This window comes from Arenibacter sp. ARW7G5Y1 (genome assembly GCF_003201775.1).
In the GTDB taxonomy this organism is placed as follows: domain Bacteria; phylum Bacteroidota; class Bacteroidia; order Flavobacteriales; family Flavobacteriaceae; genus Arenibacter.
This window is the reverse complement of sequence record NZ_QJJZ01000001.1, coordinates 32,689-46,005: the sequence shown is the minus strand read 5'-3', so window position 1 is coordinate 46,005 and position 13,317 is coordinate 32,689. Positions and strand designations below refer to the sequence as shown.

6 protein-coding genes are annotated in these 13,317 nt (G+C 38.5%); all 6 read left to right on the top strand.

Annotated features, from left to right (window positions below; all coding sequences use genetic code 11):
* The first annotated feature begins 123 nt into the window (after positions 1 to 123).
* The 6 genes from C7972_RS00140 to C7972_RS00115 all read left to right on the top strand — a co-directional run bounded on the left by C7972_RS00140 (position 124) and on the right by C7972_RS00115 (position 13,194).
* Entirely contained in the window at positions 124 to 3,453 is a 3,330-nt protein-coding gene (locus tag C7972_RS00140) for a SusC/RagA family TonB-linked outer membrane protein (protein ID WP_181422782.1), read from the top strand.
* Positions 3,454 to 3,463: 10 nt separating this feature from the next.
* Positions 3,464 to 5,026 (top strand): SusD/RagB family nutrient-binding outer membrane lipoprotein, encoded by a 1,563-nt coding sequence (locus tag C7972_RS00135; protein WP_110354194.1) that lies wholly within the window; start codon positions 3,464 to 3,466, stop codon positions 5,024 to 5,026.
* 598 nt (positions 5,027 to 5,624) lie between these two features.
* Positions 5,625 to 6,890, top strand: a complete 1,266-nt coding sequence (locus C7972_RS00130) for a hypothetical protein (protein WP_220020837.1) — start codon at positions 5,625 to 5,627, stop codon at positions 6,888 to 6,890.
* A 12-nt stretch (positions 6,891 to 6,902) separates the two neighbouring features.
* Positions 6,903 to 8,102 carry a PQQ-binding-like beta-propeller repeat protein gene (locus tag C7972_RS00125; RefSeq protein ID WP_110354193.1) on the top strand — a complete coding sequence of 400 codons (1,200 nt, stop codon included), beginning with the start codon at positions 6,903 to 6,905 and terminating at the stop codon, positions 8,100 to 8,102.
* Between the two features lie 387 nt (positions 8,103 to 8,489).
* Entirely contained in the window at positions 8,490 to 10,916 is a 2,427-nt protein-coding gene (locus tag C7972_RS00120) for a hypothetical protein (RefSeq protein WP_110354192.1), read from the top strand.
* Positions 10,917 to 11,028: 112 nt separating this feature from the next.
* On the top strand, positions 11,029 to 13,194 hold the full coding sequence (locus C7972_RS00115) for an acetylxylan esterase (RefSeq protein ID WP_181422781.1): 2,166 nt from the start codon (positions 11,029 to 11,031) through the stop codon (positions 13,192 to 13,194).
* The last annotated feature ends 123 nt before the right edge of the window (positions 13,195 to 13,317 follow it).

Here is a 13,317-nt window from a genome sequence, read left to right as displayed (position 1 = left end):
TGTGCTTTTGTCCCCTCTTTGCATCAATTGATTAATAATATTAACCAACTAATACTCAAATTTATGAAAATTAAATTTACTAACACTATTTTCCGTCAGCGGAAAGAGCTACTAAAGTTCATTATGAGAACATTCATATTTTTGCTTTGTTCCACTGCCTTTGGATTTACTTCGAGTGATATTTTCTCACAGAATACTAAAATTCATATTGACAAGGATCAGGTAGTATCCATTGATGCGGTATTCGACTTATTAAGAAATCAAACAGAATACACGTTCATATATGAAGAAAACCTATTTAAGGATACGCCTAAAGTACAACTTAAAAAAGGCATAATCCGTGCCAATAAATTATTGGAAACCTGTTTTTCCGGTAAAGATTTCGAGTTAAATATTAAGGGCAATAAAATCGTAATTATTGCTACCGAGTCCACCAGTGAGGAAATACAGACTTTCACTGTGTCAGGATCTGTTTTGGATGATGATGGACAACCTTTACCAGGTGCCAATATTATCGAAAAGGGGACGACCAATGGTACACTCACCGATTTTGACGGTAATTTTTCCATGTCAGTAGCCAATGAAAATGCCGTTTTAGTGGTGTCCTATCTTGGATTTGCAACCAAAGAAGTTAATCTTGGCGGGCAATCCACCATTACCATAAATTTAGTAGAAACTACCTCAGGCTTGGAGGAGGTGGTCGTTACCGCCTTAGGGATAAGGAGACAGAAAAAGTCACTAACTTATACCACGCAAAGTGTTGAATCTTCTGAATTAACCGGTGTTAGGGATCCAAATAATCTCATAAACTCTTTTCAGGGCAAGATTGCCAACGCACAAATTACACAAAGTGCAGGGGGTGTAGGTAGTGATTCCGAAATTATACTCCGAGGTTCCCGTTCCCTTGCAGGTAGCAACTCCGCGTTGATAGTGGTCGATGGGGTTCCAAACATCGACAACAATTCAACTTCCAACATTAATCCAGATGATATTGAGTCGGTAAGTGTCCTTCCCGGAGCTTCCGCAGGTGTTTTGTATGGTAGTCAAGCTGGAAATGGAGCTATAATAATAACCACAAAGAAAGGGACAAGGGGGGGCGATGTGTCCGTAAATGTAAATTCGAGCGTTGTTGTTGAATCACCTTTTGCATTACCCATGGTTCAAAATATTTATGGCCAAGGAAGTGCCGGTCTCTTAAATCCGGCTTCCGGAGAAAGTTGGGGAGCTAAAATGGAAGGTCAGGAATACGTAAACTATTTGGGTGAATCAAGACAATATTCGGCTCAACCCAATAATATAGAAGACTTCTTTAATAATGGAATTAGTTCCACGAATTCCATAAGCGTTTCTGGTGGCTTGGAAAAAGCACAAACATTTTTGTCTTACACCAAAAAAGATGTCCAGGGTATTATTCCATCCAATAATTTGACGAGTCATAATTTTAATTTCAGGATATCAAATAAAATTGGAAATAAAATTACGCTAGATTCAAAAGTAAGTTATCTAACCCAGATCATTGACAATAAAACCAGAGCAGGTGAGGCGAATAATACGCCTGTTATGAATATTTATCAAATACCTAGAAATGTTAGTGATGCTGATGCCAGAAACTATCAGGCATTGGATAATGTTGGTGTTTACATGCCTACTCCCTGGCCATCAACATTGGCCTCTAACTATCAAAATCCATATTGGATCGTAAATAGGGATATCCTTGAAGGGAAGAAAGATCAACTATCGGGATTTATATCTGCTAAATTGGATGTAACCGATTGGTTAAGTGTAACAGGAAGAGCCAATTTGGCAAAGTCCTTTGAGGAAGAAAAACAAATGACCAATGTTGGAACAGTTTTATTCGCCAGAAATAAGGGCGGGTATTATCGAGAATCAGGTATTTCCGGTATTCAAAAATGGTTCGATTTAATCTTACAAGGGAATAATAAATTAAGCAAAAATTTTAGTGTTGATTATTCTGTTGGGGCCATATATCAAGACAGACAATTTGGTGTAAAAAATGATATAGCCGATGGTTTAAATGTAGCCAATAAATTCAGTTTAAATTTTGCTACCAATCCTCAGTTTAATTCCACATTAACCCAAATACAAACTCAGTCTGTTTTTGGAGATCTCAATTTATCATTTAAAGATAATGCCATAACTCTAAATGGCAGTTTTAGAAACGATTGGGATTCACGTCTTCCGGCTCCACACTCATTCCAATATTATTCTACAGGACTTTCAGGGGTCTTATCCGACTTGATAGAACTACCTGAATCCATATCATTCCTAAAAACTTATGTTACCTATGCCGAGGTTGGTAATGGTGGGCAGTTTGGACTGCTTTCTTCCTCCTATAATTACAGTCAAGGAGCAGGTAATGGGTACTTGAGTAGAAGCAATGTTCTTCCTTTTCCAGATTTAAAACCTGAGATTGTAAAAAACTGGGAAGCTGGATTACAGTCGAGATTCTTTAATAGCAGGGCTGGAATTTCTCTTGCCTACTATAAGAGCAACGCGATCAATCAACTCATTAGGATTTCACTTCCTGTTGCTACAGGCTATTCCCAAAGATATATTAATGCGGGGGATATTCAGAATGAAGGTTTGGAAATGGTACTAAACGGCTTTCCAATATTTTCTGAAGATTTCAGTTGGGAAGTTGATCTGAATTTTTCATTCAACGGGAGCAAGGTAATCAGTTTAACAGATGATCTTGATACTATTTACTTGGGAAGCTTTGGTAATTTTGGAGCTGTTCCTCAAGCAAAAATTGGTGGTAGCTATAATGATTTAATAGCGGATCAATGGCAAAGGGATGATAATGGCAACTATATCGTTACCGATGACGGACTCCCTTTTATTACCAGTCAATCCGGTCTCGATCCAGAAGTAATAGGAAACGCAAATCCAGATAAAATATTTGGGATAACCAACACATTCAAATACAAGGATTTTTCTTTGAGGATGTTGGTTGACGGTAAGTTTGGAGGGGTAATGGTTTCAAATACCGAACAGAACCTGTCTTTCAGCGGTATAACCGAAGCAACTGCAAAATACAGAGAGGGAGGATGGAATCTAGGAGGTGTTGATTTGAATGGGAATCCCGTTTCAACAACCATTTCTTCCCAGCAATTTTGGCAAACTGTATCCGGTAAACGCTCAGGGGTTGGAGAATTTTTTGCTTATGATGCCTCTAACGTTAGACTAAGGGAAGTATCATTAGGGTATGACATACCGTTGCCATCTAATTTATTTATAAAAAAAGCAAGATTTTCACTTATAGCTCGTAATTTATTTTGGATATATCGAGGCAGCTCTATATTGGATATTCCAGGATTAGGGAAACGCAAGATGTGGTTTGACCCTGACATGGGTAAATATGCGGATGGAACCGAATATGGTGCGATTCCATCAACACAGAGTTTTGGTTTTAATCTTAATCTAATATTTTAAAAGAATAATCATGAAAGAGATAACAATAAAATTAAGAATGTGCCTTTTGGTTACGGTTAGTATTATAATACATACCGCTTGCACCGATGATTATACTGAAATTAATACGGACGTAAACTCAATTGCCACAGTAGGCCCATCCGAGTTGCCTTTTCTATTCTCAAAAGCGCTTACTGGGGTGCCTATTGGAGGACAAACTCCTGAAAATTTATTTTCAGCTCAGTACGCACAATATTTTTCCAACGTAACTTCCTATTTCCCAACGGATAGGTTGGTAATAAGGATGGATTGGCTTAGGAATGCATTTAACCCAATATATGTAGATGTTATGCCACAGTTACAGACTATTTTGGATAATTCCGAAGAAAACTCAGCTGAACATGCACTTGCTGAAATATGGTGGGTTTATTCGTTTCATAGGGTTACTGACTACTGGGGGCCTATACCCTATTCAAAAGCTGGTGAGGCAAGTACCTCAATTCCATATGACAGCCAAGAAAGTATTTATAATGACTTTTTTGAAAGACTGGATAGGGCTGAAGGGGCGTTAAAGGCTTTGCCAAGCGACCTGAAACCCTTTGGATCCTATGACTTAATGTATGAAGGGGATATTAATAAGTGGATTAAGTTTGCCAATACCTTGAGACTGAGACTGGCAATAAGAATCTCCAAAACCAATCCAGAATTGGCAAAAGTTCAGGGGGAGGAAGCCTTTTCCAACACTGTTCTTGAAAGTAGTCCAGAGGATGATGCACTAATTCAGCAAAATACCATTGACATAAATCCGATTTCACAAATGTCTGAATGGAATGAATTCAGAATGAGTGCTGCAATGGAATCTGCTTTGGTAGGATATGATGACCCAAGAACTCCTGAGTATTTTTTACCATCGGTTAATACCGGTGAATATGAAGGCCTAAGAAATGGATTAAGTGTGGAACAATTGTCGGATGAAATGAATAGTGCCCACTCAAATTCACATGTTGGCCCTCGTTGGACATCTCCGGCTTCAGGAGGCATAGATGATTTTTATTCTACACCATTGAATGTAATGTCTTCAGCCGAAGCTTACTTTCTAAGGGCTGAAGGTGCTTTACTTGGATGGGAAATGGGAGGATCCCCCGAAGAATTGTATGAAAAAGGAATCGAAAATTCATTAATGCAATGGGGTGTTACGGACGCTTCGGTCATAGAATCATATATTAACAGCAACGCTACTCCTGCAGCTCCAAACGATTTTCTACAATCACCTCCTATAGGTGATATACCGGTTAAGTTCGATACTACCGATGAGGACATTCAGTTCCAGCAAATATTTATGCAAAAATGGATTGCTCTATTTCCCGATGGTGTAGAGGCATGGGCTGAATACAGACGTAGCCGGGGACTGCCTTTATATCCTGTAGCTAATTCTGATAATATTGAAATTACCGATCCAACCACCCAATGGATTAGAAGGGTTCCTTTTCTCTTATACGAAAAGCAGTCGAACGGCGAAGCTGTCGATGAGGCTATCAATTTGTTAGGTGGCCCAGATTTAATAACCACGCCTCTGTGGTGGGATAAGAATTAAAAAATAGAAATATAATAATCCGATGTACACTCTTCTTAGTACATGGACAATTTTTCAAGTGAGTGGAACAATTGTGTTAGGTTTCGCAAGAAATTGTACATCGGATTTTAAACTTTTAGGATTTAAATCCCTTGGCAATAAGACCTATTGAAGGTTGTTTTATTGCACCCAAATATGCCAGGATTAAAACCTTTTTAATGTTTTTTTTGGCTAATTATCCAAATGGGATGCAGCAGGGCTATGTTTGTTAAGATAGAGCAAGAAAAGTCTCTCACCAATTTTCGGAACACAATATAAATAATGGAACCAAACAAGCTTGTCCATTATCCTTATTGTTTCAATCGAACAGGGGCTACTAACGGAAACATCAGAAAAAAAGGCCATGGAGACCCTTTGGTTATAGCTAATATAACGAAGGCATCAATGGGGCATATAATCTATATGGATTAAAAATTTGTCAATGACAAGGTATAAATCATAGGCTAGAAAATAGTTTGGCAGCTATAAGACAAGCCTTGGTTTTTAACTTATAAATAACGGCATGCAAGAAAGACTTGAAACGTAGAAATAAATTGATTTTTTGTTTAAAAAAATGGAAATGACGAAAAAAAGAAAAAAAGGATTATTGTTTGTTTATTTTGAATACACAAGCATCTACCAGAAAGCAATATTTTTATTTCTCTTGCTTGTAGTTGCTTTTGATGCCTATGGACAAAAACGATCAACTCAAATAAAAAACAATCCTGAGTTTATCAGTTACCCTGAATTTCCAGAAGCCCACTCAACATGGGGAGATATTGGTTACAATCCCGTATATAACAAAGTGTACATAGGTGTAACCAATCATTTGAATAAAGTTGGCCTCTATGAATATGATATTGCCCGCAACGAAATGAAATTGAACGGGTTTATTGCAGATATGGCCAATTTAAGGCCGTTTCAATGGCAGGGAAAAATTCATTCAAAAATAGTATTTGATAAAGAAGGCACTGTTTATTTCTCTACAGATGGAGGGGATTATAGGCATTTGTATTTTATGGATGGTCCCCTTGGCTATGTAGGCGGCTATTTTATGAAATGGAATCCAGCCGATAATAAACTGACCAATTTGGGTACGGGCTTGCAATATGAAAGTACCAAAGACCTGGATATTGATATGGAAACAGGGAATTTGTACGGTACCACTTTTCCGCAAGTTCATTTTCTCATCTATGACGCAAATAAGAACGATTTAAAGGATTTGGGCAGATTGGGGTCGGGACATGTCCCTAGGGTATTGTTTACCGATACTTGGGGCAATTGTTACTATGTAGATTGGAGGCAACGGCTTGTGAAATATGAGAAGAGCGAGGAAAAGCTCATTTTTGCGAAGGAAAGCCTGCCTTCCTTTCCCGGAACACCCGGCTATTCCATAATAACGGGGATTACTGCCTATGCAAAGGATACTGCCAACAACATTGTTTATTTAATAACCTATGGCGGAAAAATATTAGCCTATCACCCCCAAAAAACCGGGTTCGGTAAAGTGGAGGATTTAGGTGGGGTCTACGATGCTAAAGGAAAGGAAAAATGGAACTATTATGTTCCAAACCTAGCGATGGGCAAAAACGGAAAGCTCTATTATTTTGTAGGTGGCCATGGCATTGAAGCTGTTAAAAATAGTACGCTGTTTATTGAATTTGACCCTAAGACACGGGAACGGAAAGTATTGATCCAGTACCCTACTTCGGTAGTACATGAAGCCACTGGTGCCAATGTGATCGATGAAGATGGCAATATATACTTTGCCGGCAGAAAGGGCGATAACCATAACTCTACTCCCTTTATGATCAAATTTAATCCTGCAAGGGATCTTAAATACTAAATACGTTATTAAATGAAAAATAAAATAAGAGTATCATTATTGGCATTGTGCCTCTTTTGTTTCTTACATATACGCTCACAAGTAAACAAAAGACCGGATGGCTTTGCCATAGAGCTTTCCTTAGAAAATACCGACTTAAAAAGACTGCCTATTTATAGAAATTCCATTACATCCCTTCATGTATACGGAGATTATATAATTGGAGGTACAACCGCCAATGAAGGACTTTCCCCCTTCCTATTTTCTGCATCGTTAAGTCAAAGGGAACCTGTAGATTTTAAGGATCTGGGTAGCTTAATACCAGGCCAGGAAAGTATTCAATCGGGTTTTGGTATAGGCAAGGATGGATTACTGTATTGCGGAAGTATGTCCAATTCAAAGGAAAATAATACAAACGGGGGCCATCTATTCCAAATCTCAATTAATTCAAACGGCGCATTAAAAATAATAGACCTTGGTGTTCCCGTAAAGGGTGAAGGCATATTTACCTTGGTCGGTGATACGGCTGGAACACAAATTTATGGAATCAGTTATCCAAAGGGGCATTTCTTTGTGTATGATACCGAAAGTGGTAAGACCAAAATATTTGAGGGCATTATTCCTTCTGAATCTGATCTTACCGAATACAAAACGTATGACCTACGCCCTCAAGACTATCTGTCCAGAAGCTTAATACAAGGCAATGACGGGAAAATTTATGGCAGCGCCCCCATGAACAAACTATTCTCCTTCGATCCAAGTACCGAAACTTTAAGGATACTTGATGATACGTTGCCAGTGGTATGGAAAAGAAACATACTTGGGAGGGTTGATTCTTGGGCAAAAGACAAAGAGGGTATTCTTTATGGAGGCAATTCCGGCGATGGACAATTGTTTACGTTGAATCCTGTTACAGGTGTGGTAAAAAATCTAGGTAAGCCAATTACCTTGAATCGCTTAAAGGGCCTAAGTTTTGGAAGAAATGGCAAATTATATGGCGTTGCTGGTGGCACACCGGGTTACGCCCATTTATTCAGGTACGATTCAGATTTTGGGTTTTATGATTTTGGAAACCCCAAATTTACAATGGTAGCACCAGGCATTGAACAGGGAATTAGTTGGAGGTCCTTTAATATAGAGACTGTTACATCTTCGGAAGACGGTAGGTATATTGTGATGGGCGAAGGCGAATCCCTAAGTCAAATTATGGTATTGGAGGTTCCTCAAAAATAAACCGCTTTAAAATATGGTATTGTATTATAAAGCATAAAAAATGACCATTACGTTCGAATATACAGGGGGGGACACTGGTGGAGTAGGGAGTTGATTTTCCAGTTCCACAACAGAAAATAGCGGCCAATGTGCAGTCTTAAAATAAGGAATAGTTTAGTATTGTTTGTTATAGTTAGTTGTTTGTTGAATATAGGTTGGCTATTCATATAACCAACCTTTATTCTCATAGGTAAATCCGTTGTTATTGAATAGTCCTAATGCACATTTTAGTTTGAACGTTAGTTTTTATTATCAACAAAAACATTGGCCATTTCAACAACAAATAGAAATTGGCCGTCTAACGCAATTTATTTAGAGGACGAATTAAAATAAGATAAAAATAGAAATATGAGATTTATTCATAAAATAGCATGTATTTTTTTATTACAATCAGTATTCATATCATGCATAGATTCTACTGTTGATAAAAATAAAACCATAAGAAATGAGACTTCTGAAAACTGGACCCATATGGGACCCGGCGGTGGAGGTTCAACTTTTATGCCTACATTTTCATATTCGAGTACGGACGATTTTCTTATACGATGTGATATGACAGGCTCTTATTTAACCAAGGATGGGGGAGAATCTTATTCACAAATAAATTATCCAAATGGTTCTTCTTCATTTGCCTATGATCCATTGGATGAGAACACGGTCTATATTGGGGCATCCTCTTTAAATAGGTCAGAAAATGGAGGACAAACATGGGAAATGATATTCCCAAAGAAAGAGGATATTATTGAGGAAATTTTTGTTGGGGATCATGCCAATTATTCAATAAAAGCAAAAGAAAATTCCTTATACGCCAATAGTGGAAAAGGAATACGAATAAAAAATATCAAAGCAGACCCCAAAGATGCTGGCCATATTTATTTCAGTATTAACAAGGCTTTTTACTATTCAACGGATAAAGGTGAAAACTGGACTAGGATAGCACTGGATGATGACATTAAATTCATATACACAAATGCGCAATATCTGAAGGATACGGTATATGTTTTTACAACAAATAGCGTCATTAAAATAGATAAAGGTACTTGGAAACATACCACCTATCCAATCCCAAATGAAATGAAACCGGCCTTTTCCTATACTGGAGGCAACATAAAAAACAGTGGAGATTTTATTTTCTATGCTTTACAAAACAATGCAGGTAGTGACAGTAGACCAGATGCAGTAGCCAAGACTTCTTTATGGACAAGCAATGACCTAGGCCTTACTTGGGAACTAAACCAAGATCCAACCTTTAACAATTCACAATCTATAGCCCCAACTTATAAAAGTATATCCGCTTCCGAAAACGACGCCGAAAATGTCTATGCGGTTACTTTGTCCTATAAGGAGAAGAAACAAGACAATGGATTATCCCACTGGTATGGCACTTTAAAGTCTGAAGATAAAGGTAAATCATGGAATTGGGTATGGAAAGGAGGTGGCGGTATTGGACAATACGGTGTAAGGGACGGAAAAGATGCACCTAACTTAAGTGATGCATGGGTTCAAGAAGCTTTCGGGGGAGAATTCATTCTTTTAATAGATGTAGGCGTTTCCCCTATCAATTCCGATGTAGCTGTAATTACAGATTGGTATCGCACCATGAAAACCGTGGATGGAGGTAAAACTTGGACCGAAATATATAGCAATAAGCAAAAAGAAGGAAGCTTTACAAGTCGAGGTATTAATGTTACAACAAGTTATGGTGTCCATTTCGATCCATTTGATCAGGATCATATAGCAATAAGCTTTACGGATATAGGATTCCACCATTCATACGATGGGGGAAAAAGTTGGTATAGATCCACCAAGGGCATCCCTATTGAATGGCAGAACACTTGTTATTGGATGGCTTTTGACCCGGAAGTAAAGGATAAAGTTTGGTCTGTGTGGTCTGGATTACACGATTTTCCGAGAGGAAAAATGACAAGAAGCCCAAAATGGAAAGAAAAATATTATAAAGGAGGGGTAGCAGTTTCAGTTGATGGGGGTAAAACTTGGAAACCCACTATAGAAGGTCTTGGCCCTAACACGCCAACAACTTCCATTGTATTGGACAAAAATTCTCCAGCAAACAATAGAACACTTTATATAGCGGCCTATGGCAAAGGGGTCTATAAATCTATTGATGATGGAAAAACTTGGAAGCTACATAACAACGGTATAGAAGGCAGTTTGGCTGCCTTTGAACTCACAATACAAGACGATGGAACTTTGTTTTTAATTACCTCACCCATACCCCAACATAAGAACGAAAAAGCGGGCAGGGAGGTATTTATGGGGAATCTGTACAAATCTATAGATGGCGGAAATTCCTGGAAAGCCCTAGACCTTGGTGATAAGGTTCAGTTTCCCAACGGACTCACTTTTGATCCCCAAAACCCAAATAGGCTTTATGTAGGCTCTTGGTCAGATATTCATTTAAGTGATCTAATTGGGGGGTCACTTGCCAATGCCACTGGTGGAAATGAATTAATGGATTTGGACGGAGGTATCTTGGTATCCGAAGACGGTGGGGGTACTTGGAAGCAAATTTTTGATGAACATCAATATGTCTATGACGTAACCGTTGATCCTTATCATCCGGGGCGGATTTATTGCAACACCTTTAATCAAGGTGCGTATAGGAGCAATGATTATGGAAAAACATGGAATAAGCTCAAAGATTACGATTTTCATTGGGGCCACCGTGTAATTATTGATGAAAATAATACGGAAAAGGTATACTTAACTACATTTGGATCCAGTGTTTGGCACGGGTCGCCAAAAATAGAGTAAACAAGTATAGTATGGGAACAGGTTACCCCCTAGACCTCCTGCCCATTGTTTGTAGTTCACCTAACACTTTCAACTATTGAACCATCTTTTAATGCAATTAAAGTTACGGACCATGAAATACGCTATCAAATTCTTATTTCTTTTCTGCTTTCTAACACAACAGCTAAGTGCGCAAGAAGATGTAAGCTTTTTTGAGTACTGGAAATCGTATTCGGATATTGAAAATTCCCTATACAAACACTTTAGCGCTATTGCGTATGATCAGCTAGAACAGACAAAAAGTGAAACCAACAACCTAAAGACAGCCGAAGACTGGCTAGAAAGGCAAACTACCGTAAAAAACAAACTGTTAGAGGCCGCTGGGCCATTTCCAGAAAAAACACCCTTAAATGTCCAGATAACCGATGTTTTAAAAAAAGATGGATTTAGAATTGAAAAAATCATCTACGAATCGGTTCCAAATAACTTTATCACAGGTGCCCTGTACATCCCAGATGGCGTTAAAAAAAATGCTCCGACCATTTTTTATGCTTGCGGACATTCACGGGAAGGGTTCAGGGTAGAAATATACCAGCATATTATTATCAATTTGGTTAAAAAAGGGTTCGTGGTATTTACAATTGACCCCATGGGACAAGGCGAACGCTACGAATATTGGGATGAACAAATTAACCAATCCATTTTACCAATTCCTGACCATGAGCACTCATATGCCGGCGCACAATGTATAATTTCCGGGTATTCTACTGCAAGCTATTTTATTTGGGACGTTATTAGAGGCATCGATTACCTCCTCACTAGAAAAGAAGTAGATCCCAATAGACTGGGAATGACCGGAAGGTCTGGTGGAGGCAACCTAACGGCCTATATAGGCGCTTTGGATGATAGGGTCCTTGCCACTGCGCCTGAATGTTATATTACAAGCTATGAATACCTATACCGATCAAGAGGCCCGCAATGTGCCGAGCAAAATTTATATCAAATGGTCGGCAAAGGACTTGACCATGCAGATTTCATTCAAGCAAGGGCCCCAAAACCAACCTTTATCATTAGTACCACCCGCGATTTCTTCAGCATACAGGGAACACGAGAAACCTTTCAAGAGGTCAAAACTATGTATGACGCTTTAGGGAAACCGCAAAACCTTTCTATGATTGAAGATGATGCAATACATCAATCAACAAAAAAGAACAGGGAAGCCATGTATGCCTTTTTTCAGAAAGAGTTGGATAACCCAGGGTCGAATGTAGATATGGAAGTTGAGGTTCCCACAGTAAAAGAACTTCAAATAAGCAAAACCGGTCAGCTAAATACATCTTTTAATAAAGAAACCATATTTTCACTAAATAAAGCCAAGGTTGCTAAACAAGAAGCGTCCCTATTAAAGAAACGGAGCGATTACAGTGCACACCTCAACAAAATTGTAACGGATGCGAAACAAATCTCCGGGTTTAAAGCACCTAGCAATTTAAAAAAGGTCATCTTTTCTGGAAGATACCTAAGCAACCGTATACTGGAAAAATATTTGGTATCCGGTAGCGGGGAATACATGCTTCCTGTAGTCCTATTGAAACCACTACAAAATATAAGAAATGAAGTGGTACTGTATTTTGACACAAAAGGAATAGAACACGCGGTTCAACAAGACAGCATCGTTTCCGGGATATTAGACAAAGGGTACACCGTTTTGGTAACAGATTTACCCGGAATCGGAGAGCTTGGTCCTGGCTATTTAAAAGGGGATTCCTATATTAAAGAAGTCTCTTACAACCAATGGTTTGCTGCCAATCTAACAGCTAATTCTTTTGTAGGACTTAGATCGGAAGATATTTTAAGAATCCTACATTTTGCCGAAAAAGAATTAAACGCCACCAACATTGCCGCCATTTCCAATGGCGCACTAGGTAGCGAACTACTTCATGCTGCTGCTTTCACTAACAACATCGATAAAATCGCACTGATCAACCCTTTTCTTAGTTATATAGACATAGCTACCACAAAGCTGTATGCCCCATCTTATATTCCGCACACCGTTTCGGGCGCTATAGAAAAATATGACTTGCCCGATTTAATGGCTTCGTTGTATCCGCGTAAGGTCCTGGTAGTTGATCCTATGTCCGGTGACGGACATCCGGCAAGTATGTTGAACATTGAAAATAGTCTTAAGTTTCCTTTAGAAGTTTACAAGAAAAAAGGAGGTGAAAAAAATATGGTCATAAGTACTAATGCGAATGAAAGCCAACTCACAATATCCAAATTACTTACATGGTTAAAGTGAAATTCTATAATTAAAAGGGTAGCAATTTTTTTAGGCAGTTACGAAAAATATGGCACTAAAACACAACAAACTTAAATTACAGGGAACATGGGAAATTTTATAAGGCCAATACCCACAAAAAGG

Excerpts from the sequence above, each read along its gene's own strand:
- C7972_RS00140 (WP_181422782.1), top strand. The coding sequence starts at position 124 with ATGAGAACATTCATATTTTTGCTTTGTTCCACTGCCTTTGGATTTACT.
- C7972_RS00135 (WP_110354194.1), top strand. The coding sequence starts at position 3,464 with ATGAAAGAGATAACAATAAAATTAAGAATGTGCCTTTTGGTTACGGTT.
- C7972_RS00130 (WP_220020837.1), top strand. The coding sequence starts at position 5,625 with ATGACGAAAAAAAGAAAAAAAGGATTATTGTTTGTTTATTTTGAATAC.
- C7972_RS00125 (WP_110354193.1), top strand. The coding sequence starts at position 6,903 with ATGAAAAATAAAATAAGAGTATCATTATTGGCATTGTGCCTCTTTTGT.
- C7972_RS00120 (WP_110354192.1), top strand. The coding sequence starts at position 8,490 with ATGAGATTTATTCATAAAATAGCATGTATTTTTTTATTACAATCAGTA.
- C7972_RS00115 (WP_181422781.1), top strand. The coding sequence starts at position 11,029 with ATGAAATACGCTATCAAATTCTTATTTCTTTTCTGCTTTCTAACACAA.